20 protein-coding genes are annotated in these 23,230 nt (G+C 69.0%); 8 read left to right on the forward strand and 12 right to left on the reverse strand.

The window, feature by feature from the left end; all coding sequences use genetic code 11:
- Positions 1-306: 306 nt before the first annotated feature.
- Genes HNR09_RS06155 through HNR09_RS06170 form a run of 4 tightly spaced genes read left to right on the forward strand, consistent with a single transcriptional unit; the run spans position 307 to position 4,468 of the window.
- The gene (locus tag HNR09_RS06155; protein ID WP_179541242.1) at positions 307-1,314 is read left to right on the forward strand and encodes a tripartite tricarboxylate transporter substrate binding protein; all 1,008 of its coding nucleotides are present in this window, start codon (positions 307-309) and stop codon (positions 1,312-1,314) included.
- Positions 1,311-2,357 carry a tripartite tricarboxylate transporter substrate binding protein gene (locus HNR09_RS06160; protein ID WP_246348746.1) on the forward strand — a complete coding sequence of 349 codons (1,047 nt, stop codon included), beginning with the start codon at positions 1,311-1,313 and terminating at the stop codon, positions 2,355-2,357. Before HNR09_RS06155 ends, HNR09_RS06160 begins: the two co-directional genes overlap by 4 nt.
- Positions 2,357-2,863, forward strand: coding sequence for a tripartite tricarboxylate transporter TctB family protein (locus tag HNR09_RS06165; RefSeq protein WP_179541243.1), 507 nt, complete (start codon positions 2,357-2,359; stop codon positions 2,861-2,863). The genes HNR09_RS06160 and HNR09_RS06165 overlap by 1 nt, the downstream gene beginning before the upstream one ends.
- 54 nt (positions 2,864-2,917) lie before the next feature.
- The gene (locus HNR09_RS06170; RefSeq protein WP_179541244.1) at positions 2,918-4,468 is read left to right on the forward strand and encodes a tripartite tricarboxylate transporter permease; all 1,551 of its coding nucleotides are present in this window, start codon (positions 2,918-2,920) and stop codon (positions 4,466-4,468) included.
- On the opposite strand, the gene HNR09_RS06175 is transcribed toward HNR09_RS06170, so the two are convergent.
- From HNR09_RS06175 to HNR09_RS06205, 7 genes are all read right to left on the reverse strand, one after another.
- Positions 4,469-5,698, reverse strand: coding sequence for an alpha-hydroxy acid oxidase (locus tag HNR09_RS06175; protein WP_179541245.1), 1,230 nt, complete (start codon positions 5,696-5,698; stop codon positions 4,469-4,471).
- Between the two features lie 67 nt (positions 5,699-5,765).
- Positions 5,766-7,256, reverse strand: coding sequence for a rhamnulokinase (locus tag HNR09_RS06180; RefSeq protein ID WP_179541246.1), 1,491 nt, complete (start codon positions 7,254-7,256; stop codon positions 5,766-5,768).
- Positions 7,257-7,272: 16 nt separating this feature from the next.
- Positions 7,273-9,309 (reverse strand): bifunctional aldolase/short-chain dehydrogenase, encoded by a 2,037-nt coding sequence (locus tag HNR09_RS06185; protein WP_179541247.1) that lies wholly within the window; start codon positions 9,307-9,309, stop codon positions 7,273-7,275.
- 28 nt (positions 9,310-9,337) lie between these two features.
- A complete protein-coding gene (locus HNR09_RS06190) occupies positions 9,338-10,270 on the reverse strand; it encodes an alpha/beta hydrolase (RefSeq protein WP_179541248.1) in 933 nt (310 codons plus the stop codon).
- Positions 10,270-11,436 (reverse strand): L-rhamnose isomerase, encoded by a 1,167-nt coding sequence (rhaI, locus tag HNR09_RS06195; protein ID WP_179541249.1) that lies wholly within the window; start codon positions 11,434-11,436, stop codon positions 10,270-10,272. The genes HNR09_RS06190 and rhaI overlap by 1 nt, the downstream gene beginning before the upstream one ends.
- Before the next feature lie 171 nt (positions 11,437-11,607).
- The gene (locus HNR09_RS06200) at positions 11,608-12,912 is read right to left on the reverse strand and encodes a BNR repeat-containing protein (protein WP_179541250.1); all 1,305 of its coding nucleotides are present in this window, start codon (positions 12,910-12,912) and stop codon (positions 11,608-11,610) included.
- Positions 12,913-12,939: 27 nt separating this feature from the next.
- Positions 12,940-14,223, reverse strand: coding sequence for an MFS transporter (locus tag HNR09_RS06205; protein ID WP_179541251.1), 1,284 nt, complete (start codon positions 14,221-14,223; stop codon positions 12,940-12,942).
- A gap of 358 nt (positions 14,224-14,581) precedes the next feature.
- On the opposite strand from HNR09_RS06205, the gene HNR09_RS06210 reads away from it, so the two are divergent.
- A complete protein-coding gene (locus HNR09_RS06210; protein ID WP_179541252.1) occupies positions 14,582-15,850 on the forward strand; it encodes an ABC transporter substrate-binding protein in 1,269 nt (422 codons plus the stop codon).
- Positions 15,851-15,893: 43 nt separating this feature from the next.
- Here HNR09_RS06210 and HNR09_RS06215 read toward each other — a convergent pair whose 3' ends face one another.
- The 4 genes from HNR09_RS06215 to HNR09_RS06230 all read right to left on the reverse strand — a co-directional run bounded on the left by HNR09_RS06215 (position 15,894) and on the right by HNR09_RS06230 (position 19,756).
- The gene (locus tag HNR09_RS06215; RefSeq protein WP_179541253.1) at positions 15,894-16,250 is read right to left on the reverse strand and encodes an L-rhamnose mutarotase; all 357 of its coding nucleotides are present in this window, start codon (positions 16,248-16,250) and stop codon (positions 15,894-15,896) included.
- A 167-nt stretch (positions 16,251-16,417) separates the two neighbouring features.
- Positions 16,418-16,996 carry a type 1 glutamine amidotransferase domain-containing protein gene (locus HNR09_RS06220; protein ID WP_179541254.1) on the reverse strand — a complete coding sequence of 193 codons (579 nt, stop codon included), beginning with the start codon at positions 16,994-16,996 and terminating at the stop codon, positions 16,418-16,420.
- Between the two features lie 189 nt (positions 16,997-17,185).
- Positions 17,186-18,073 carry a carbon-nitrogen hydrolase family protein gene (locus HNR09_RS06225; protein WP_179541255.1) on the reverse strand — a complete coding sequence of 296 codons (888 nt, stop codon included), beginning with the start codon at positions 18,071-18,073 and terminating at the stop codon, positions 17,186-17,188.
- 9 nt (positions 18,074-18,082) lie between these two features.
- The gene (locus tag HNR09_RS06230; RefSeq protein ID WP_179541256.1) at positions 18,083-19,756 is read right to left on the reverse strand and encodes a flavin monoamine oxidase family protein; all 1,674 of its coding nucleotides are present in this window, start codon (positions 19,754-19,756) and stop codon (positions 18,083-18,085) included.
- A 118-nt stretch (positions 19,757-19,874) separates the two neighbouring features.
- On the opposite strand from HNR09_RS06230, the gene HNR09_RS06235 reads away from it, so the two are divergent.
- The gene (locus HNR09_RS06235) at positions 19,875-20,882 is read left to right on the forward strand and encodes a LacI family DNA-binding transcriptional regulator (protein WP_343047461.1); all 1,008 of its coding nucleotides are present in this window, start codon (positions 19,875-19,877) and stop codon (positions 20,880-20,882) included.
- A gap of 22 nt (positions 20,883-20,904) precedes the next feature.
- On the opposite strand, the gene HNR09_RS06240 is transcribed toward HNR09_RS06235, so the two are convergent.
- Positions 20,905-21,153, reverse strand: a complete 249-nt coding sequence (locus HNR09_RS06240; RefSeq protein ID WP_179541257.1) for a DUF6480 family protein — start codon at positions 21,151-21,153, stop codon at positions 20,905-20,907.
- 176 nt (positions 21,154-21,329) lie between these two features.
- Between HNR09_RS06240 and HNR09_RS06245 the strand changes: the two genes are divergently transcribed.
- Entirely contained in the window at positions 21,330-22,463 is a 1,134-nt protein-coding gene (locus HNR09_RS06245; RefSeq protein ID WP_179541258.1) for an L-talarate/galactarate dehydratase, read from the forward strand.
- 35 nt (positions 22,464-22,498) lie between these two features.
- A complete protein-coding gene (locus HNR09_RS06250; protein WP_179541259.1) occupies positions 22,499-23,167 on the forward strand; it encodes a FadR/GntR family transcriptional regulator in 669 nt (222 codons plus the stop codon).
- Positions 23,168-23,230: the final 63 nt, after the last annotated feature.

Here is a 23,230-nt window from a genome sequence, read left to right on the forward strand (position 1 = left end):
CGCGCATCGTGCTGTCAGACATGAGATCTACCTGTAGAACAACTTCCGCTCCAGTGCTGGGAAGAAGCGCTTTCCAGGCTCCGCCTGATCTCAGCGCCTCACCGGAACGATACTCCTGACGCATCACTCCATACGCGTTGCAGTTTGGACAGGTATCACTGAACTTCTCTACGCTCAGATCATCGGGCCGCATGTGGCACCGCTCACAACGTCTTCCTGGCGGGATCCAGACACACACCACCCCTCGCCTCCCGGTCCAGGCGCCGACTCACACGCACCCCAGATCTCTCTCCCGAAGGAGACACCATGCAGACTGCCGCTCGTCCCCGTCGCACCCTGACGGCCGCCCTCACCGCCGCGGGCCTGGCCCTGAGCCTCTCCGCCTGCGGCGGCGTCACCGACGGCACCGACGACGCCGACGGCTTCCCCGACGGCCCCATCACGCTGACCGTCGGGCAGGACGCCGGCGGCAGCACCGACCTCATCGCACGGGCCGTGGCCAACGGGTCCCAGGATTCCCTGGGCGTGGCCATGCCGGTGGAGAACCAGCCCGGGGCCAACGGCGCCATCGCCACCCAGCAGGTGGCTGACCAGAGTCCCGACGGCTACGACCTGGTGCTGCTCAACGCCTCGCTGATCACGATCACCTCGCTGATCGCCGCTGAAGACGAAGAGGTCGACCTGGATGAGCTCGACGTCCTGATGGGCCTCTCCCGTGATGACTATGTGATGGTGGCCCATGCCGACACGGGCTACGAGACTCTCGAGGACGTGGCTGCAGAGAGCGGCGACGTCTCCTACGGCACCGCAGGCATCGGCACCGGCTCACAGCTGGCCCAGCTGCTGCTCTTCGGCGAGGCTGACATCGAGGGCAACGAAGTGCCCTTCGACGGTGGCGGCCCCGCACTGACCGCGCTGATGGGCGGACAGGTCGACGTGGCGACGGTGCAGGTCGCCGAGGCGATGCCGCAGATCGAGGCCGGGACGGTGAACCCGGTCGTCGTCTTCTCCGATGAGCGTCTCGACTTCCTTCCCGAGACGCCGACGGCACTCGAGGAGGGGTACGACATCCCCGTCGCGCAGTACCGGGCCGTCGCGATGCCGGCAGGGGCCTCCGACGAGGTCAAGGCCACCTTGGAGGACGGCTTCCAGGAGATCGTCGACACGGAGGAGTACCAGCAGTTCAACGAGGACAACTACCTCACCCCCGTCGAGATCTCCGGTGACGAGGTCGAGGAGCAGTGGAACGAGCTGGCCGAGACCTACCGCCAGCTGGTCGAGGACAACGACATCGACCTCGGAGGCACAGAATGACCCCCGCCGACACCTCGGGAGGCCCCCTGCCTCGCAGCGCTCCCCGTGCTCGCCCCGCACGCCGTCTGCTCGCCCCGATGACCGCCCTCGGCCTGGCGTCCGCGCTGGCCGCCTGCGGCGGAGTCACCGACGGCGGCGGCGACTCGGAGGACTTCCCGCAGGAACCCGTCCGCATGACCGTCGGCTACGACGCCGGCGGCCCGGCCGACGTGATCGCCCGTGCGCTGGCGGAAGGCTCTCAGGACTCCTTCGGCGTGGCCATGCCGGTGGAGAACCAGCCCGGCGCCAACGGTGCACTGGCGGTCAAGGACATCGCTGGCCGGGACGCGGACGGCTACGAGCTGACCCTGCTCAACGCCTCGCTGATGACCATCACCCCGTTGGCCGTCTCTGACGAGGAGGCGGTCAGCTGGGACGAGGTCGACGTCGTGATGAGCCTCGTACAGAACGACTATGTGCTCATCGCCACCGAAGACAGCGACATCGACACCCTCGGCGACATGGTCGAGGCCGAGGAGCCGATCACCTACGGCACCACAGGAGTCGGCACCGGCAGCCAGCTCGCCCAGCTGGCGCTCTTCGGGGAGGCCGGGATCGACGGCACCGAAGTGCCCTTCGACTCGGGCCCGCCCGCCCTGACCGCCGTGATGGGAGGCCAGGTGGAGGTCGGCACCGTACACATCGGCGACGCCATGCCGCAGATCCTGGCCGGCACGGTCAAGCCGATCCTGATCTTCTCCGAGGAGCGTAACGAGCACCTCCCTGATACTCCCACCGCAGCGGAGGAGGGACACGACATCCCGGTGACCCAGTACAGCGCCGTGGGGCTGCCCGCGGGGGCCGACGACGATGTCGTCGCGACCCTGCAGGAGGGCTTCCAGGAGATCGTCCAGACCGATGACTGGCAGGATTTCCTGGACTCGAACTACCTGGTGCGCGCCGAGTCCCCCGGTGATGAGGTCGAGCAGGAGTGGGCGGAGCTGGGAGAGCGCTACGCCGAGTTCGCCGAGGAGTACGACATCGACCTCGGAGGCGAGGACTGATGGCCGCAGCGGTGGGCAGCAAGGCCGCCGTCCAGGTCACCGGCTCCGCCGCCGCCGAGGAATCACCTCGCGCGGGGCGGCTGGCCAACCTGCTCTGCGGGGCCGCCGTGGCCGGGATCGGCGTGGCCGCCCTGTGGGCGGCCATGGAGCTGGGGCTGGGCTCGCTGACGCAGCCGCGCGCCGGCACGTGGCCGGGGATCGTCTCCGCCCTGCTGATTCTGGTGGGCGTGCTCATCATGACGCGCGCCGCCACCTACGACGACGCCGAGCGCATCACCTCTCGTGCGGTGGGTGTGCTGATCGGGGTCGCGAGCCTGGTGGCCATGGGCCAGCTGATCCCGCAGATCGGCTTCGAAGTGCCGTCGTTCCTGCTGCTCGTCTTCTGGATGAGCGTGCTGGGCAAGGAGAGGCTGCGCCTCTCCGTGCCTCTCTCGGCGATCACCGTCCTCGCCTTCTATCTGATCTTCATCACAGGCCTGAGCGTGCCGCTGCCGCGGCTGTTCTGAGCCCTTCCCCGGGTGCGCCACCCGCACCCCGTCGTCTCGAAAGGCTGACGCCCCATGGACCTCACCCCGGTCATCGAAGGCTTCCAGGTCGTGCTGCAGCCGGAGAACTTCCTCTTCTGCCTGCTGGGCGTGCTCGTCGGCATGGTCATCGGCGTGCTGCCCGGCCTCGGGCCCGCCGCGACCATCGCGATCCTGCTGCCGCTGACCTATGGCATGGAGCCGGTCACCGCGATCATCATGCTGGCCGGCATCTTCTACGGCGCCATCTACGGGGGAACCGTCACCGCCGTGCTGCTCAAACTGCCCGGCGAGACCTCGTCGGCGATCACCGCCCTGGACGGCTATCCGCTGGCACAGCAGGGCCATGCGGGCAAGGCGCTGGGCATCGGCGCCATCGCGTCCTTCGCCGGCGGGACGGTGTCCATCGTGGTGCTGACCCTGGTGGCCCCGACGATCGCCGGCTACGCACTGCGCTTCGGTCCTCCCGAATACGCCGCGCTGACCCTGCTGGGCATCCTGCTGGTGGCGACCATCAGCAGCGGCACCATGCTCAAGGCTCTGGCCGCCGCGGCCGCTGGCCTGCTGCTGGCCACTGTGGGCCGCGACGGGTTCACCGGGGAGCTGCGTTACACGGCGGGAAGCCTCGAGCTCACCGACGGTCTGCAGTTCGTGCCGATCGCGATGGGCGTGTTCGGACTCGCTGAGATCCTCTACAGCCTGGAGCGGCGCCACATCGATCCCGGGAAGCCGATCAAGGTCAAGAAGGTGCTGCCCACCGGTGCCGACCTGAAGCAGTCCGCCGGTCCGATCGGCCGCGGTGGTCTCCTGGGCTTCCTGCTCGGCATTCTTCCCGGCGGTGGCGCGACCGTCTCGGCCATGGCCTCCTACGGGATCGAGAAGCGACTGGCCAAGGATCCTCGGCGCTTCGGCCGTGGCGCCATCGAAGGCGTGGCCGGTCCGGAGACCGCCAACAATGCGGCGGCGACGTCGTCCTTCATCCCGCTGCTGACTCTTGGCATCCCCGCCAACGCCACCATGGCGGTCATGTTCGGGGCGCTGCTGATCCAGGGCATCACCCCCGGCCCGCAGCTGGTGGAGACCAATCCTGACCTGTTCTGGGGCGTCATCAACTCCATGTACATCGGCAATCTGATCCTGCTGATCCTCGCGATTCCCCTGATCGGGGTGTTCGTCCGGATCCTGCACGTGCGCCCGACGATCCTGGCCCCGATCACCGTGCTGATCGTCTGCATCGGCGCCTACACCATCAACAACCGGATCTTCGAGGTCATGGTGGTCATCGTCTTCGGGGTGCTGGGCTACCTGATGAAGAAGTTCGGCTTCGACCCGGCCCCTCTGGTGCTGGCCTTCGTGCTGGGGTCCCTGCTCGAGGACAACTTCCGTCGCTCCCTGCTCATGTTCTCCGGCGACGTCACCCAGGTGGCCGGCCGGCCCATTGCGATGACGCTGCTGGTGCTCTTCGTCATCGTGGTGCTGCTGCCGCTGGTGCTGAAGGTGATCAAGCGGCGGCGTCCTGATCTGCTGGCCGTCCCGGGCGACGAGCAGACCGCGCCCGACGCCCACCACGTTGACCACCGGCCGTGATCATCGCGGCACCAGCCGCTGCAGCTGGGTGACGTGCTTGGGCTCGAGCTCCTCCACGCTGGAGACCTCCAGCAGCTTCATGGTGCGCTCCACCTGCTCGCTGAGGATCTCGATCATGCGGTCGACGCCGGCCCGCCCACCGGCCATCAGGCCGTACAGGTAGGCACGGCCCACGAAGGTGAACTTCGCGCCCATGGCCAGGGCGGAGACGATGTCGGCGCCGTTCATGATGCCGGTGTCCATGGTGACCTCGAGGTCGTCCCCGACCTCACGGGCCACCTCGGGCAGGAGGTGGAACGGGATCGGGGCGCGGTCGAGCTGGCGACCACCGTGGTTGGAGAGCACGACGCCGTCCACGCCCAGATCGGCGAGCTTCGTCGAGTCCTCCACGTTCTGCACGCCTTTGACCACGATCTTGCCGGGGAACAGCTCACGGATGACCTTCAGGTCCTCGAAGCTGATCGAGGGGTCCATGGCCGAATCCAGCAGCTCCCCCACCGTGCCGCCGGTGGAGGACAGTGAGGCGAACTCCAGCGGAGGAGTGGTGAGGAAGTCGATCCACCACCAGGGCCGCGGGATCGCGTTGACCACGGTCCCCAGGCTCAGCTGCGGAGGGATCGAGAACCCGTTGCGCTTGTCCCTCAGCCGGGCCCCGGCGACCGGAGTGTCCACGGTGAAGAACAGGGTGTCGAACTCGGCGGCAGCGGCGCGCTCCACCAGGCCGTAGGAGATCTCCCGCTGCTTCATCACGTAGAGCTGGAACCAGTTGCGCCCCAGCGGGTTGGCCGCCTTGACGTCCTCGATGGACGAGGTGCCCAGGGTCGACAGCGTGAACGGGATGCCCGCGGCGCCTGCGGCCGAGGCGCCGGCGATCTCCCCCTCGGTCTGCATCAGCCGGGTGAATCCGGTGGGGGCGATGCCGAAGGGCTGGGCGGAGAGACCCCCGAAGATCGTGGTGGAGGTGTCCACCGTGGAGACGTCGCGCAGGATGGAGGGGCTGAACTCCACATCCTCGAAGGCCTGGCGGGCGCGCCGCAGGGACAGCTCACCTTCAGCGGCGCCGTCGGTGTAGTCGAAGGCCGCCTTCGGGGTGCGTCGCTTCGCGATCTTCCGCAGATCCTCGATGGTCAGCGCGGCGCTGAGCCGCCGGCGACTCGCATTGAAGTCGAACTTCTTGAACTGCATCAGCGGCGCGAGGTCGCGAGGCTTGGGGAGGCGGCGCTCAACCATGGGGCTCCTTCGTCATCTGGTGATGCTGCTGCGCATCACGGTACATCCAACGTCTGATGGGACGGATTCAGCGTCGGGGCCGGTAGGTGACCGGCGAGTGGCTGCGGGTGATCAGCTCCCGCAGGTCCTCCAGCTCTCCGCTCAGCGTGCCGGCGGTGCGGGCCTGGATGAGCAGGTTGCCGATCGCAGTGGCCTCCACGGGACCTGCGACGACGTCGCGCCCGCTGCGGTCCGCGGTGGCCTGGCAGAGCAGTGCATTCAGCGACCCGCCGCCGACCATGTGGACGACGTCGACCCTCCGCTCGGCCAGCCGGGCGGCGTCGTCCAGGGCGCGGGCGAAACCGGCGGCGATGGACTCCACCAGGCAGCGCACCAGCGCCGGCTTCGAGGCCGGTGTCGGCGCATCATGTTCGGTGCACCAGGCGCCGACCCGGGCGGGCATGTCTCCCGGCGGCACGAAGCGCTCGTCCTGCACGTCGATGATCACCACATCGGCCTCCGGCACCTGCTCAGCGGCCTCCAGCAGCGTCGGCAGGTCCTGGGCACGGCCGGTCTCCCGTTCCCAGGTGCGCAGCGTCTCGGAGAGCAGCCAGGTGCCCATCACGTTGGTGAGGAACCGGAACCGGCCGTCCACGCCGCCCTCGTTGGTGAAGTTGGCCTCGCGACTGGCATCGGTGACCACCGCCTGCTCCAGCTCGAGACCCACCAGCCCCCACGTGCCGCAGGAGATGTAGGCCGCATCCGGGGTGGACAGCGGGGTGCCGACGATCGCACTGGCGGTGTCATGGGAACCGACGAGGGTGACCGGCAGGCGCTGACCGCCCAGGAAGGGCGTCAGCTCGTCACGGGTCTCCCCCAGGGTGGTGCCGGGAGCGGCGATCTCCGGGAACAGTCCCCGTGCCAGGCCGAGCCTCTCCATCAGCTCCAGGTCCCAGTTCTGGGTGTCCACGTTCACCAGCCCGGTGGTGGAGGCGTTGGTGGCCTCCGCCCGGGCCTCACCGGTGAGCCACTGGCCCAGCAGATCAGGGACCAGCAGGGCTTGTTCCACGGCGGCGGCAGCCGGTCCGGTGAGCAGCTCGTCGGCGGCCAGCTGGTACAGCGTGTTGAACGGCAGGAACTGCAGGCCGTTGCGCCGGTACAGCTCGGCGAAGGGCACCCGCCGGTGCACCGCCTGGACCCCGGCGGCGGTACGACCGTCCCGATAATGGAAGGGAGCACCCAGCAGCGAGAGCCCTCCCGGTGCTGAGCTGTTCGTGCCGGCTGTGCGGGCCAGCAGGCCGTAGTCCACCGCCCAGGAATCGATCCCCACCGAGGTGATGCCCCCGTCGTCCTCGGCGGCGCGCACCGCCTCTCCGAGCCCGGTCAGGGCATGGCCGAACAGGCCCAGCAGGTTCCAGCGCAGCCCGTCGGGCAGGTGGACCGGTCCGTTGGCGAAGCGGGCCGCCTCGGTCAGCTCCAGGGTGTCCGGGCCGACCCGCCCGAGGACCACGCGCCCGCTGGAGGCGCCGAGGTCCACCGCGGCGTGCTGGGTGACCGGACGCGTCGTCGTCGTGCTCATATCTCTGGACTCCGGTTCAGCGCAGGAAGGCGGCCGCGACGCCGGCATCGACCGGCACGTGCAGCCCGGTGGTGTGGGACAGGTCCGAGCTGACCAGCGCAAAGGCCGCGTTGGCGACGTTCTCCGGGAGCACTTCGCGCTTGAGGATGGTGCGCTGGGCGTAGAACCTGCCCAGGTCCTTCTCCTCGATGCCGTAGGTCTTGGCACGGTTGGCGCCCCAGCCGGAGGAGAAGATGCCCGAACCCTGGACCACTCCGTCGGGGTTGATGCCGTTGACGCGGATCTGGTGCTCCCCGAGCTCGGCGGCCAGCAGGCGCACCTGATGGGCTTGGTCGGCCTTGGTCGCGGAGTAGGCGATGTTGTTCGGTCCGGCGAAGACGCTGTTCTTCGAGGAGATGTAGAGGATGTCTCCACCCAGTCCCTGCTCGATGAGTGCCTTGGCGGCGGTCTTGGAGACCAGGAAGGAGCCCTTGGCCATCACGTCGTGCTGCAGGTCCCAGTCCCTGGCGGTGGTCTCCAGCAGCGACTTGCTCAGGGACAGCCCGGCGTTGTTGACCACCAGGTCCAGGCCCCCGAAGGCCAGCAGGGTCTCTTCGATCGCCGCCTGCACCGCGTTCTCGTCGGAGACGTCCGCGGCGATGCCCACCGCCTTGTCGGGGCCGCCGAACTCCGCGGCGACCTCCTGGGCCTTCTCCAGGTTCAGGTCCGCGATGGCGACGACGGCGCCCTCGGCCACCAGACGTGCGGCGATGGCCTTGCCGATGCCCGACGCCGCCCCGGTGACCAGCGCGATGCGGGTGGCCAGCGGCTTGGGCTTCGGCATCCGCTGCAGCTTGGCCTCCTCCAGCGCCCAGTACTCGATGCGGAACTTCTCCCGCTCATCGATGGGCGCATAGGTGGACAGCCCTTCGGCGCCGCGCATCACGTTGATCGCGTTGAGGTAGAACTCCCCGGCGACCCGGGCGGTCTGCTTGTCCTTGCCGAAGGAGAACATGCCCACACCGGGGATGAGGATGATGGCGGGGTCCGCGCCGCGGATGGCGGGGCTGTCAGCGTCGGCGTGACGGTCGTAGTAGGCCTGGTAGTCCGCGCGATAGGCCTCGTGCAGCTCCAGCAGCCGGGCCTTGGCGTCCTCCACGGAGGCGTCGGCGGGCATGTCGAGGACCAGCGGCTTGACCTTGGTGCGCAGGAAGTGGTCCGGGCAGGAGGTGCCCATCTCTGCCAGCCGCGGATGCTCGGCGTGGCCGAGGAAGTCCAGGACGACGTCGTCGTCGGTGAAGTGGCCGACCTGCGGCCGGTCCGCACTGGCGATGGCGCGGATGGTCGGCATCAGAGCGGCGGCCTTGGCACGCCGCTCGGCTGACGGCAGCGCGCCGTAGCCGTCCAGAGCCGGGCCGAAGGGCTCGGGCCGGGAGTGCTTCTCGACGTACTCGGCGGCGGTGTCGATGATCCACAGCGAGTTCTTCTCAGACTCCTCGGAGGTCTCACCCCAGGCGGTGATGCCGTGGCCGCCGAGGATGCAGCCGATGGCCTGCGGGTTCTTCTCCTTGATCTCCGCGATGTCCAGACCCAGCTGGAAGCCGGGACGGCGCCAGGGCACCCAGACGACCTTCTCGCCGAAGATGGTCCTGGTCAGCTCCTCGCCGTCAGCGGCGGTGGCGATGGCGATGCCCGAATCCGGGTGCAGGTGGTCCACGTGGGCGGCGTCGACCAGTCCGTGCATCGCGGTGTCGATCGAGGGCGCGGCCCCGCCCTTGCCGTGCAGGCAGTAGTCGAACCCGGCGACCATCTCGTCCTCACGCTCCACGCCGGGGTAGGTGCCGACCATGGCCCGCATGCGGTCCAGGCGCAGCGTGGCCAGGCCGGTCTCCTTCAGCGTGCCGAGGTCCCCGCCGGAGCCCTTGACCCAGAGCAGCTCGACCTCCTCGCCGGTGACCGGGTCGGTGTCAACGCCCTTAGCAGAGGTGTTGCCGCCGGCGTAGTTGGTGTTCTTCGGGTCGGCTCCGAGCCGGTTGGAGCGGGTGATCAGGTCAGCGACGGTGGGGTTCGTCATGGGAGATCCTTCGGTGTCTCGGGAGTGGTCAGACGGTGCGCAGCATCCGGGCGGCGAACCAGTCGATCGTCTGCTCGGCGGCGGGGCCCTCATCGGGCCGGTTGAGGTGTCCGTGCCGGACACCCTGGGCCATGTGGATTTCGACGTCGACGCCGGCTTCGCGCAGCGCCGCGGCGTAGGCCTCGGCGGAGACCCGCAGCTCGTCCACCTCGCCGGTGACGATCGTCGTCGGCGGGTGGCCGGTGAGCTCTGCGACGGTGGCGGTGCCGGGTACCGCGCCCACAGGTGCGTCATCGACGGTGCCGCCGAGGTAGTTCTCGTACATGCGTCGCACTGGTTCCGCACCGAACCTGTCGGCCTCCGGGTCGGCGTCTAGCAGGGCGCGCAGCTCTGCCGGGGTGGGCGGCTGCACGGCGTGCAGGGTGGGGTAGGCGAGGATCAGCTGGGCAGGCTGGTGGCCCGCCTCGTTCCCGCCACCATCGTGCCCTGATCGGCGCAGCCGGGTCAGCGCGACGCCGGCAGCCAGGTTCCCACCGGCGCTGGCCCCACCGAGGCTCACCTGGTCGGGGGCCGCACCGAGGTCGGCGGCACGTGTGCGGGTCCAGTCGAAGGCGGCGGCGAGCTCCTCGCCGGGCACGGGGTAGTGCACACCGGCCTCAGGGCCAGCCTGAGCCAGGTCTCCGGCGTCGAGCTCATGGAGGGCCGGCGCCAGCCGATAGCCCACCGAGACCACCGGGATGCCGCGGGCGGCCAGAGAACGGGCGACCCAGTCGGCCTCGGCCATCTCCACGTCACCGTAGGCGAATCCGCCTCCGTGCGCCCAGACCAGCGCGGGCCCCGGGCGGGCCGGCGCAGCATCCTGCCCGCGGTAGAGACGCACCGGCAGCGGTCCGTGCGGGCCGTCCAGCACGTGGTCCTGCGTCCCGACGGCGTCGAGCTCGGCGACGACGGTCCGGTGCATCAGGCTCCCCAGCCCACCTGGGTGCCGCCCACGCGCTCGGCCTCGATCGTCTCCTGGTGGCCGGATTCGGCGTAGGCCTGCATCGGATGGGCCGGCAGGCCGCGGGCCTCGCGCCAGGAGGCGAGGTCGGCGCGGACATCAGTGTAGAAGGCGTCCATGAAGATCTCGTGGGCGCCGAGCACGTCGCCCTCCTGCTGCGCGGCCTCGAGGGACTCGCGATCGACCAGCAGTGCGCGGGCGGTCATCTCCTGGACGTTGAGCACGCTGCGGATCTGACCGGGGATCTTCTTCTCCACGTTGTGGCACTGGTCGAGCATGAACGCCACCTCAGAGTCCGGACCGTAGCCGCCGCCGCGGATGACCTCGAAGAGGATCCGGAAGAGCTGGAAGGGATCGGCCGCGCCGACGATGAGATCGTCATCGGCGTAGAAGCGAGAGTTGAAGTCGAAGGAGCCGAGCTTCCCCAGGCGCAGGAGCTGGGCGACGATGAACTCGATGTTGGTGCCCGGCGCGTGGTGGCCGGTGTCCAGGCAGACGCTGGCGTTCTCCCCCAGGGCCTGCACATGGGCCAGCGCGGTGCCCCAGTCCGGGACATCGGTGTGGTAGAACGCCGGCTCGAAGAACTTGTACTCCAGCACCAGGCGCTGGTCGCCGCTGAGCTGGGCGTAGATGGCCTGCAGGGAGTCCGCCAGGCGGTCCTGGCGGCCGCGGATGTCAGCCTGACCGGGGTAGTTGGAGCCGTCGGCCAGCCAGATCTTCAGGTCACGGGAACCCGTGGCACCCATGACCTCGACACACTCCAGGTGGTGGTCGATGGCCTTCTGCCGGATGGTCGGATCGTGGTGGGTCAGACCGCCGAACTTGTAGTCGTCGTCCTGGAAGGTGTTGGAGTTGATGGTCCCCAGCTCCACGCCCAGATCATTCGCGTAGACCCGCAGGGCGGCGAAGTCCTCGACGAGGTCCCAGGGGATGTGCAGGGCGACCTTCGGCGCCAGACCGGTGAATCGGTGCACGGCAGCAGCGTCGGCGATCTTCTCCTCCACTGTGCGGGGGGTGCCGGGAGTGCCGAACACCTTGAAGCGGGTGCCGGAGTTGCCGTAGGCCCAGGAGGGCACCTCGATCGCCTGGTGCTCCAGCTGCGGAGCGATCTCTGCGAAGGTCGTCATGGTCCTCTGTCCTGCTCGTAGTAAATCGTTTCAATCTCTGCAGGCATCGTATGACGATGCTCACAGACGTGTCAACTGCCCGTCCGCTCCGCGTTCTACCCCGCACGATCACCTCGGCCATACCGGATCCGGCATCACCGAGGCGGTCCGGCAGCGCAGCGGGCAGCATGACTAGGCCTTCGGCAGGCTCACCACGTCCAACCGGCTGCTCTGCGGGTACTTCTCGTAGGGCAGATCACGATTCTCCGGCAGACTCTCCCAGCGGAGGACATGACCCCCGTGGACAGCCTCCTTGCCGCGGCCCTTCTGGAGATTGACCTGCAGCCCGGGGAAGTCTCCGCGCACCTCGGCGAGACCACCGGGCCAGGGCGGCGCGGGGATCTCCACCAGCGGCCGCAGATCCCGATCCATCATGATGCTGCGCTGCTCGCCGAAGACGCGGAGGTCGACCCGCACCCGACCGTCGGGCTGCGCTCGCGAGCCGAGCAGCTGCACCTCGAAGATCAGCGTCCCCTGCCCGCCGAAATCCCAGCGACGCTGCCAGTCGGTGAGCTGATGGACCTCCCAGGGGCCCGCCGAGTCCCCGGCGGGCTCCGCACGGGCGGGTCGGGCGACCCAGATCTGGGAGAAGCCGTCGTCGTCGTATTTGTGAAAGGTCACGTGGACCTGACCCTCGGCGTCGAAGCCGAGCCGGGCGTTGCCGTTCAGCAGACCCGCTCGCGCCGGGACGGGATCCACCACGTGACCGGCTCCGTAGGTGAACGGAGCCTCCAGCGGACGGCCATGGGCATCGGTCCAGGTGAGCAGGTCCTCGCTGCGCGCATAGGAGAGCAGGGAGTTCGTGGCGGCGTCGGGGGTCTCGCGCCACATCCAGAGCAGATGGAAGGCCCCGTCGGGCCCCAGCTCGGGCCCCTGGAAGTAGGCGCTCCAGGGGCCCTCGCCGTTCTGGGCTGAGCCGTCGAAGAGCGGCGCGTCCACGAGCCGCCGCCAGCTCCGGGAGGGTTCGTCGTAGACGTCGACGTAGGTGACGCCGTCGCCGGAGCCGCCGTCGCGATGGCTGAAGGCCAGCCGCCCGTCCTGAAGCGTGAGGAACTCCGGATAGGTCACGGACTGCTCGGTGGCGGAGTCCACGAGGTGGTCATGCCGCGTGAGAGTGGTGACGTCGCCGGGCACCTGCGTGCGGAAGTAGACCATGGGGTCGTTGTGCATGTTGCCGGAGACATGCAGGTGGCCGCCGCGATCCAGGCCCAGGGAGATGTGGTTGTGGGAGTCCCAGCCGAGGGTCTCGTCGAGGACCCGATGCGTCCAGGCGGAGTGCTCGGCCCCCGAGACGCCCAGGGTCCGGTGGGCCACGGCGAGCCGCCGCTCGGCGTTCCACCAGCCCACGTATTGGTCCGCCCCCTCAGTCAGCAGGTCGAACCCGACGTGCATCCCGGCCCACGCACGTCCGACCGGCACGCTCTCGACAGCCTCCATCCACCTCTCCTGCCGCATCGCCGCGCCCTACCGCGCTCGCTCCGCCAGCACCGTGGCGCTCTGCGGCCCACCGGCCTTCTCCTGATGGATGACCTGCGGCATCCGTGACACCCAGAACCAGCCGATGAGCCCGGCGGTGAGCAGCACTCCGGCGATGCAGTAGAAGAACAGCGTGACGCTCTGCTCGATGATCAGGGGCGTCACCAGCGCCGCACCTGCGGCCACCGCACGGGTGAAGGCGATGGCGACACCCTGGGCGGCGCTGCGGTATTCGGTCGGGAAGATCTCCTGGGACCAGATCTTGAACATCGGCTCCCCCGAGGGCTGCTGGGCGAACCAGAAGAGCGCGGCCATCAGGAAGACCGTCGCCGTGCTCACGCCCAGCATCCCCGGCAGCACCCAGGCCGCCACGGCCAGGACAGTGCCGAGGAGGAACAGCGGCATGCGCAGCGGCGTGTCGCTGAACCGCATGACCAGGAAGGTGCCGCCGAGACCGATCACGACGGCGATGACGTTCAGCAACGAGGCGGTGGAGACTGTGGCACCTCCGACGTCGGTGAAGAGATAGATGGCGTACTGTCCGTTGGAGTTCGCGGCGATGTTCTGGATGCCGTAGAACAGCGAGACCCCGATCAGCGCCCACAGGTACGTGGGCCCGAAGAGCACCTTCAGGCTCGCCTTGTCGATGGAGCCGGTGCGGACGGCCTCCCGCTTCTGCTGCCACATCTCCGACTCAGGCAGGCGCCAGCGCAGGATGAGCACGACGACGGCGACGACGAGCAGGTGCGCATACATCAGCCGCGCCCCGTCGGCCCCCATGTCGCCGACGAAGATCCCGATCACGTTGACGATGGGGATCACGATCATCCACAGCGCGTGGGAGAGCGTGACGAACTTGCCCTCCTCACCGTCGGGCGCGGACTCGGCGATCATCGCCAGGGCCGACGGCAGATCCGCCCCCGAGGAGAAGCCGAGCAGCAGGATGCCGACGTACAGCCAGCCCGCATCGGGGGCGAAGACCATGATGCCGGCGGCGAGGATGTAGAGGAACAGCGTCAGGGTGAAGACCCGCCGGCGGCCGAAGCGGTCGGCGAGCGGGCCGCCGATCAGCGCGCCGACGGCGATCATCGCGGTCAGCAGAGCTGAGAGCTGACCGTACTGAAACTCAGCGAAGCCGAACTCTTCGCGATACAGCACCAGAGCGGTGCCGGTGGTGACGATGGCGCCGGCGTCCATATAGGAGGCCATGCCGGCCACACCGGCCGTCCACCAGGCTCGACGACGCTGTACGGGGTTGAGTGAGTCAGACATCGGCTGCCCCTTCTGCAGGGAGGTCGGAGAGGCACGTGATCAGCCCCATGACGGGGATCACGTGATCGAACACACTCAGGGTAGGAGAAATTGAATCGATTCACAAGGAGCCCAGGTCGGCTTGTCCTCCGCAGGCATCACGCGATGCCCAGACGGTACGGCCGACCTCGCATTTCTGCCTTGTGGTGAAACAAACCGCCGGATACTGTGGCTCGCACCTGGCCCCTCTGCTTCGCACCAGCCTGAGGGGCGCCCCCCGGCTCCGCCACCAGACCGGCATCCTGTGAACGCGAGAACAGGGCTCGCAGTCAGGGATCACCCGTGTGGCAAGCCCACCCGTTCCCATGATGAGGACCCCATGACACGCACATCCCGCCCGCATCGCACGCTCCACCTGACCGCCGCACTGGGCGTCAGCGCGGCCCTGACGCTCTCCGCCTGCGGATCGCCCGACGAGGGATCCCTCCGCTTCGCCTGGTGGGGCAGCACCGAGCGCAACCAGCTCACCCAGGAGGCCCTCGAGGCCTTCGAGGCCGAGACCGGACTCAGCGTCTCCGGGGAGTCCTCCGACACCGCCGGGCACTTCGACCGCCTGGCCACAGCTGTCGCAGGCGGCGACGCCCCCGACGTCTTCACCCTCGGCGGCGCCTACCCGGGAGAGTATGCCGACCGCGGCGCCCTGCTGGACCTGGACACCGTCAGCGACCGTCTCGACCTGGGCACGCTCGACGAGAGCGCGCTGGAGAACGGGCAGATCGACGGCACCCAGTACGCCCTCTCCACAGGAAGCAACGCGCTGGCGGTCATCGTCAACCCCGCGCTCCTCGAAGAGGCCGGCGCCGAGAGGCCGGACCCGCAGACCTGGACCTGGGAGGACTTCGAGGAGATCGCCGAGCAGGTGGCCGAGAACACCGACGCCTACGGGGCGGACGGCTTCGACCACGACACGGTGGAGGTCTTCGCACGCCAGCACGGCGAACCCCTCTACACCGAGGAGGGTCAGGTCGGCGTCACCCAGGACGCCCTCGAGGACATGCTGACCCGCATGCAGGACATGGTCGACACCGGCGCCGCACCGCCGGCCAGTGTCATCACCGAGCAGGAGGGCGCCGCGCCCGAGGAGACCCTGCTGGCCACCGGGCAGGTCGCGATGACGATCGACTGGAGCAACTTCCTCTCCACCTTCTCGCAGTCCGTGGGCGAGGAGCTCGAGCTGTGGCCGCTGCCCGGCGAGGCGGAGACCCCCGGCGTGTGGCAGCAGTCCTCGCAGTTCTACGCGATCTCCGCCGACACCGAGGACTCGGAGGCCGCCGCCGAGCTGATCGACTTCCTGGTGAACTCCCCTGCCGCAGTGGAGATCATGGGCCTGGAGCGTGGAGTGCCGGACAACCCGGAGATGCGCGAGATCCTCAGCGGCTCACTCGACGAGGACCAGCAGGCCGAGGTGGACTACATCGAGGAGGTTGCCGAGCGCGAGACGGCGCAGCGGTGGATCGGCCCGGCCGGATCCACCGCGATCGAGGACATCACTCCGCGAATCATCGATCTGCTGCTGCACCAGGGCGTGACCCCGTCGGACGCCGCCGAGCAGTGGCTGGACGAGGCTCGCGCCGCCGTCGGGGAGTGAGCGCAGGCACTGACGACGACGGCGTCAGCCGGCGCCGCCGCCGTCAGCCGGCGCCGCCGCCGTCGGCCGTGGCGAGCTGGTCCTCCAGGTGGAAGACCTCCTTCAGCTCCAGGAAGCCGGTGTCCGGGCGGGCGCCTTCGAGGTCGACGAAGAACTCCCCCATCTCGGCCTGCCACCGGGCATTGACCTCTTCGGCCTCCATGGCCGCCTGCGCCTCCTCGAGGGACTCGACCTCGACATAGCCGATGAGCAGGCCGTCTTCGCGCAGGAACAGTGAGTAGTTGTGCCAGCCGGAGCGCTTGAGCGCACGGAGCATGTCCGGCCACACGGCGGCGTGCCTCTCGGCGTACTCCTCGATCCGCTCGGGCTTCACCTGCAGCTGGAAGCAGACGCGACGCATGTGGTCCTCCTCAGATGAGATTCACGTGAGGTGAATCGTTTCACTTCTGAGGCGGAAACTCCAGAGAAAGTTCGAGTGGCCACAAATGACGGCACCTGCTGTCGGGATACGGCGTGTCACCGGGCGAATGACGTCATATGTGGCCACTCGATCTCAAGGACGAGGCCTCAGGCTTTCTCCGCGACGAGCTCGAGCAGCGTGCGGTTGAAGGCCTCGAGGTCATTCGGAGTCCGCGAGGTGACGAGGCCGCCGTCGACGACGACCTCCTCGTCCACCCACTCGGCGCCGGCATTGGTCAGGTCGGTGCGCAGCGCCGCGTAGCTGGTCATCCTGCGGCCGGAGACCTGACCGATCTCGGTGAGGATCCAGGGGCCGTGACAGATCGCCGCGACCGGCTTTGATTCGCTGAAGAAGCCGGAGACGAACTCCTGGGCCTTCTCGTCGATGCGAAGCGCATCGGCATTCAGAGTGCCTCCGGGCAGCACCAGGGCATCGAAGTCAGCCGCGCTGACGGTGCCGAGCTGATGGTCGACGTCGAAGTGGTCGGCATGCTCCCAGTCCCCCTTCATGGCCTGCAGGGAGCTCTCCTTCGGAGACACGATCTTCGGAGTGCCGCCGGCCCGACGGATCGCGGCGATCGGCTCGGTGAGCTCGGGGAGCTCCACGCCGTCGGTCACCAGCAGGGCGATGGTCCTGCCGTCGATCGAGACGTCCGTGCGTGCAGCGGACTCAGTGTGGTGAGTCATCGGTGAACTCCTCTCATCGGGGTCTCCCTCCGCACTGTGTGTCGGCGCAGGAAGGAATCAGCAGATTCATCCGTGCAGAACACGCACACCCGGAGCACTGTTCCCGGAAGCGAGAACTCCGAGGCAGATGATCCCCTCATGTGCCGGTCGGCGCTGCCCTGTGAGGCCCGGCACCTAAGGACTTGAGCCTCAGCCCAGGATGTCTTCGCGCCGGTCCCGCAGATAGGGGTTCTTCCGGCGCGAATCCGCCAACACCGACGCGCTGATCCGGCCGATCAGCAGCTCTTCCCCTGAGTCGGCCGAGGCGACTGGGGCTCCGTCGGGTCCGGCGATCAGGCTCAGCCCGTTGTACCGGAACTCTGCATCTGCACCGGTGTAGTTCGCGTAAGCCACATACATCTGGTTCTCCAGGGCACGGGCGGGCACCAGCAGCCGGGAGACCGCCTCGAAGCCGACCATGTTCGCCGTGGGCACCACCAGCAGGTCCGCTCCGGCCAGCGCCAGCCGGCGCGCGATCTCGGGGAACTCCACGTCATAGCAGATCGCCAGGCCGATCCCCCAGCCGTGCCACTCCACTACGGCCCTCGCCGCCACTTCCGACGTCGGCCCAGCCGAGCCCAGCTCGGCCCGGTCGAACTGTTGCGCATCGACGTCGCCGAAGAGGTGCAGCTTCCGCCAGCGGAGCAGCTCGCGGCCACTCTCATCGATGAATGCCGCGCTGTTGAACACCTGATCGCCGTCGCGCTCGGGGAATCCGTGACAGATCGCCACACCGTGTCTCCGCGCGATCTCCGCCATCCGCGCCAGCGCCGACCCACCCGCTGCTTCCGCGAGCGCCTCCACCGCCTTCCGGCCGATCGCGTAGCCGCTCAGGTGCATCTCCGGCAGCAGAAGCAGATCGGCCCCCGCCTCCGCCGCCTCGGCGGCGAGCCGGTGAGTGCGTGTCAGCGCGGCGGCGACGACGTCACCGGGTGCGTCGAGACCCTGCCGGGACGCATCAATCGGGGGCACCTGCGCCAGCGCCACTGTCAGCGTCTCCGCCGGACGCTCCGGGGGTCCCTCGTTCCGTTCCGTCATCTCAGCCCGTCATTCCGGCAGCCGCACGGGCCGCAGCTGGTCATAGACGTCCCCGGGCCCGGGGTTCTCCACCGGACTGGCTCCGCCGAAGTGGGCCATGATCCCCCAGACGGCGTTGAGCGCGGTCTGCACCGCACCTTCCGCCCAGGCCGGGGTGAAGGAGATGTCGTCCCCGGCCAGGAACATCCCTCGCTCGTGCTCGGGAAGGTCCCGCTGGACGAAGTGCGAGTACATGCGCTCGTTGTACCGGTAATGCCCCGGCAGGGCTCCCTTGAACGCCCCCAGGAAGTAAGGGTCGTTCTCCCAGGAGACGGTGATCGGCTCCCCCACCACGTGGGAGCGGATGTCCACGTCCGGGTAGATCCGGCTCAGGGCGTCCAGGGCGAGGTCCACGCGTCGTTGCACGGGATGCGGGAGCATCTTCAGGGCGTCGCTCATCCAGGAGTAGCTCAGGCAGATCACCCCAGGCAGGTCCGGGCCGTCGTCGAAGAGGTAGGTCCCGCGGGTGAGCCGGTCGGTCAGCGTCATGCTCATCGCCTCACGGCCGGTCTCCGGGTCCAGATCCCGCCAGAACGGGCGGTCCACCATGACGAAGGTCTTCGCCGACTGCATGTAGCGGGTGCGGTCCAGGGCCATCCACAGGTCCTGAGAGAGCAGCTCCTCCTCGACCTCCACCTGAGTCGTCAGCAGCCAGGACTGGCAGGTCGCCAGCACTGCGTCATACCGCCGCTCCTCGCCCGAGGAGTCGACGACGGCGAACCGCCCGTCCGCGGCACGGGAGACCCTGGTCACCGCCCCGCGGGGGGCGCCGTCGTGCAGGTCCGCCAGCGAGGTGCCGGCCCGCCAGTGCGCCGCGTCATCCACCGGCCGGGTCCAGATCCCACGGGGCACCTGTTCGACTCCGCCCCGGATGAGGTGCTGGTCGTCGTCGAACTCGCAGACCGCGACGCGGAGGATCTCCAGCATGGTGTTGGGGAAGTCGGAGTCCCAGCCGCCGGTGCCGAACCCCACCTGGCCGAAGACCTCCCGATGCCGGAAGGAGAGTCGCGAGAACTCCGCCGAGGAGGCGATGAACTCGTAGAAGCTGTGGTCGTCCCAGGCGGGCACCAGCTCGTCCCAGATCCTTTTGACCGCGGCGGAGTCGCGACGACGCATGGCCTCCTGCAGCGCGTTCAGGTGCAGCACGGAATCCAGGGCGCCGTCCCAGGCCTGCGCGATCTCCTGGAACAGCGCTGGCAGGTCCTCCAGGGTCCGGGCGTACCAGGACCGCCCACCCAGCTCGATGACAGTGCTGCCGGCGGCCTCGGTCAGGGGATTGGGGAAAGGGGCGGTCTTCAGCCCGAGCAGGTCCACGTAGTGGAAGAACGCGGCCGAGGAGCGGGGGAACCGCATCCCGCCCAGCTCGGCGATCACCTGAGAGTCCTCCTGCCCGGGGACGCGGAACGGTTCCGAGCGCAGCCGGCCGCCCAGCCTTTCGGCCTCGTGGACCACGGGACGCAGTCCCAGGCGCATCAGCTCATAAGCGGCCACCAGTCCGGCGATGCCCCCGCCGATGATCGCGACCTCTCGCCCGTGAGCAGAGGGCGGCACACTGCCCAGCCCTGCGGAGTGCTCCAGCCACCGATCGTAGGAGAAGGGAAAGTCGGGCCCGAAGGCCGTCAACCGGTGCGGCGTCTGCGTCATCGCATCCTCTCTGGTCCGTCGACGTGATGCTAGCAACACTGCATGCATCACACCATGCCGAGGGGGCATCCGTCGTCGCCTTCGGCCGCAACGGGCTCGTCATGGGTATCCTGTCCCCATGGCAATGGCTCAAGTGCGGGACGTCGCGGCGCATGCCGGTGTCTCGCCGGCCACGGTGTCCAACGCCCTGAATCACCCGGAGAAGGTCTCCTCGGCCACCCGCGAACGTGTGCTGAGCGCCATCGACGAGCTGGGCTACGTGCGCAACGACGCCGCGCGGCAGCTGCGCCAGCAGCAGAACCGCGCAGTGGGGATGATCGTGCTCGACGTCGCCAACCCGTTCTTCGCCGACGTCGCCTCCGGCGCGGAGAAGGGCCTGGTCGAGATGAAGCGCCCCCTGCTGCTGGGCAACTCCAGCCAGGACGGCGAGCGCGAGCTGGCCCATCTGCGGCTCTTCGAGGAGCAGCGCGTCTCCGGGCTGCTGATCTCTCCGGTGGGTGATGTCCTGCCCCGGCTCCGGCGGATCAAGGAGCGCGGGACAGCAGTGGTGATCGTGGACCGCAAGTCCGGGGCCGACGAGTTCTCCTCGGTCTCCACCGATGACCACCTCGGCGGCCGCCTCGCCGCCGAGCACCTGATCACCCAGGGGCGCCGCCGCATCGCGGTGATCGGCGGCCCGCTGAACATCCGGCAGGTGGCCCACCGCTACGCGGGCGCCGAAGCGGCGGCCAAAGAGCACGACGGCGTCAGCGTCAAGATGTACGACACCGGCGCCATGGACGTGGAGTCCGGACGCCAGGCGACCCAGGGGCTGCTGGCGCTGCCCGCCGCCGAACGCCCGGACGCGATCTTCGCGACCAACGACTTGGTGGCCCTGGGGGTGCTGCAGGAGCTGGCGCGCGCCGCGGTGAAGGTGCCTGAGGACATCGCCCTGATCGGCTACGACGACATCCAGTTCGCCGCGTCGGCGACCGTGCCGATCAGCTCGGTGCGGCAGCCGGCGGCGGAGATGGGCCAGCGGGCGGCCGAGCTGCTCGTCGCAGCCATCGAGGACCCGGAGGTCCCGGTCCAACACCCGGTGTTCACCCCCACCCTGGTGCCCCGCCAGTCCACCGTCGGCGCCTGAGGCCCACCGACCTCCGACGGCGTCAGCCGAGGATGCCGGCGATGTAGCCGATGAAGATCAGCAGGAGCACCGCTACCAGCACCGTCACGATCGCGATGACGGGCTTCGACCTGGGCGGCCTCGGCGGCGCGGATTCGGGCTGCGTGTCGGCGGTGCTCCCGGAATCGGGCGGCGTCTCACCGGGCGGCACTCCTCCGCCGGGTTCGAGACCTGTGGCATCCTCAGGCTGCGGGCCAGGGTCGCCCTGGGGCGACGTCGATCGTGAGGTCACGGTCGATCCTCCATCCTGATCGGGCGGCCCCACGGGACTCTCCGAGGGCTCGGCTGTCCCCATCCAGCCTACGCGGCGGCGCCGTGGCACGTCACGGAATCTGCGCCTGCGCTGCGCATCACACGATGCCGAACCAACAGTAGTCATACAAGTCTCGCACTTATACGATCACTGTCATGGCCTACTCCCCTGATGCGATCCGGCACATCCGCCTCTCCACCGCCACCCTCCCGCTGCCCACCCCCATCTCCGACGCCAAGGTCTTCACCGGCCGGCAGAAGCCGATGACCGAGGTCGTCTTCCTCTTCGCCGAGATCACCACCGCGCAGGGCCACCAGGGCGTGGGGTTCTCCTACTCCAAGCGCGCCGGCGGTCCCGCCCAGTACGCACACGCCAAGGAGGTCGCTGAGAACGTCATCGGCGAGGACCCCCATGACATCGCCAAGCTCTACGACAAGCTTCTCTGGGCCGGCGCCTCCGTGGGGCGCTCCGGAGTCGCCACCCAGGCGCTGGCTGCGATCGACATCGCCCTCTACGACCTCAAGGCGAGGCGCGCCGACCTCCCGCTGGCCAAGCTCCTCGGCGCCCACCGGGACTCGGTGCGGACCTACAACACCTCCGGAGGCTTCCTCCACGCCACCGTCGAGGAGATCACCGCACGGGCCGACCAGTCACGGGCGGAGGGCATCGGCGGCATCAAGATCAAGGTCGGACTGCCTGATACGGCGGAGGACCTGCGCCGGGTCACCGCGGTCCGCGAGCACCTCGGCCCCGAGGTGCCGCTGATGGTGGACGCCAACCAGCAGTGGGACCGCGCCACCGCGCTGCGCATGGGCCGCCGGCTCGAGGAGTTCGACCTCATCTGGATCGAGGAGCCCCTGGACGCCTACGACGCCGAGGGCCACGCCGCCCTGACCACCGCCCTGGACACCCCCATCGCCACCGGGGAGATGCTCGCCTCGGTGACCGAGCACCAGCGGCTCATCGACGCGCGCTCCTGCGACATCATCCAGCCCGACGCCCCGCGCGTGGGGGGCATCACCCAGTTCCTGCGGCTCTCCGCCCTGGCCCATCACGCCGGACTCGGCCTGGCTCCGCACTTCGCGATGGAGATCCATCTGCACCTGGCCGCGGCCTACCCGACCGAGCCCTGGGTGGAGCACTTCGACTGGCTGGACCCGCTCTTCGAGGAGCGCCTGGAGATCCGCGAGGGCCGCATGCTGGTGCCGGACCGTCCCGGGCTGGGCATCACGCTCACCGAGCAGGCCCGATCATGGACCACCGAATCCGTGGAGTTCGGCACCCGCTGAGCCGCCCATCCGCCGTCGTCAGGCAGAATCTGGACATGAGCATCAACCGCACCACCGCACTGACCGAGCATCTGCGTCGACGGATCCTCGACGGCGAGATCGCCGTGGGCGAGAAGCTGCCCTCCGAGGCGCAGCTGATCACGGAGCACAAGGTCAGCCGCACTGTGGTGCGCGAGGCACTGGGCCGCCTGCAGATCGCCGGGCTCATCCGGACGCGCCGCGGAGCAGGCAGCTTCGCCCTGACTCCGCCGGCCGAGCACCGTCATGACGCCCCACCGCCGCCCCACACTCCGGAGGAGCGCGCCACGCTGATCGAGTATCGGATGGCGCTGGAGTGCGAGGCCGCAGCCCTGGCCGCCCGGCGGCGCAGTCCCGCCCAGCTGGAGAACCTGCGGGCCGCACTCGAGGCCTTCGCCCAGGGCGCCGACCACCCCGCCACCGCAGTGGAGCAGGACTTCATGTTCCACCGCGAGATCGCCGCCGCCTCGGGGAACCCGCACCTGCTCTCCGCCGTCGAGCAGCTGGGCCCGTCGATGATCGCCATGCCGCGTCCTCGACTGGAGACCACCCACGACGACGCCTCCCGCCCGCTGGCCGAGCACCAAGCGGTGCTCGACGCCGTCGCCGAGGGCGACCCGACCGCCGCCTCGGCGGCGATGCGCAGCCACCTCTCAGCCTCGCGGCGCCGGGTGCTCGCGGACTGAGCACCATGCCATGCCCCTTGGGCATCACCGCCGCCCCACCTTGAACAGCTGTGACCTGCATGA

It is taken from the genome of Nesterenkonia xinjiangensis, assembly GCF_013410745.1.
In the GTDB taxonomy this organism is placed as follows: domain Bacteria; phylum Actinomycetota; class Actinomycetes; order Actinomycetales; family Micrococcaceae; genus Nesterenkonia; species Nesterenkonia xinjiangensis.